The sequence below is a fragment of the Candidatus Enterococcus wittei genome (genome assembly GCF_002140175.1).
GTDB lineage: Bacteria > Bacillota > Bacilli > Lactobacillales > Enterococcaceae > Enterococcus_B > Enterococcus_B wittei.
Map to the genome: position 1 here is coordinate 303647 of NZ_NGMO01000001.1, position 852 is coordinate 304498.

Below are 852 nucleotides of genomic sequence, written 5' to 3' on the forward strand. Positions count from 1 at the left end.
CTGATCATCGTTGTCTCCTTTTTGATAATTTCTAGTAAAACTGCTAATATTCTCAATGTGTTTAGACCATACTACTATCGTTTGCTTTCACTATAAAATATGCTGAATGCGTCTTTTTTTATCAAATTATAAAAAAAAACGAATGCTCGATAATTGTTCTTACCCAATCCTCGATAATTCGTTAGCTAAAGTTCCAGTCTTTTCCCCTGATATAAAACTATTCCATATGGAGATTAAGACCTGTCTCTTATACACATCTAGATGTGTATAAGAGACAGATTCCAATTACCTTCTTGGTGTATTCATGTCAGATTTTTCGACAGCCGCTAGTTATTACCGAAAATGTAGTAACTTTTTTTCCTGTTTTGAAAGCTCTTCAATCACCTTCGCTCCAAAATATCCTTTAATCGAATGAGCCATTTTACGTTGGTCAGTAGAAAATATCTGTAACGTATCATTGATTGTTTCTCTATGAGAACGCTTGGCTGTTTGCCTGACTTGCATACTTATTTCTTTACTGATCTTCCCTTCTGTTCGTACGATTATTTTATCGAATTGTTTTGATAATTCATTAAATAATTCTTCCAATGGTTCTTTCATGTATGATTATCCTCCATTTTTTTGATTGCGTGTCTATAAGATTGCTTTGTTTCTTCTATTCTTTTCTCTTATACACATCTAGATGTGTATAAGAGACAGAGATGTGTATAAGAGACAGGTCACTAGCAGGAACCTCTTCATATGATTCTACAAATGCGCCTTTATTTTTAAGCTTTAGATCTGTCTCTTATACACATCTAGATGTGTATAAGAGACAGATTCTATGTTTTGTAGGCGGTATTTTTGTTGCAT

General features: G+C 33.2%; 1 protein-coding gene. It reads right to left on the reverse strand.

Features of this window, described 5'->3' with window-relative positions; translation table 11 throughout:
• Nucleotides 1-333: 333 nt before the first annotated feature.
• On the reverse strand, nt 334-600 hold the full coding sequence (locus tag A5844_RS01075; protein ID WP_086283226.1) for a hypothetical protein: 267 nt from the start codon (nt 598-600) through the stop codon (nt 334-336).
• Nucleotides 601-852: the final 252 nt, after the last annotated feature.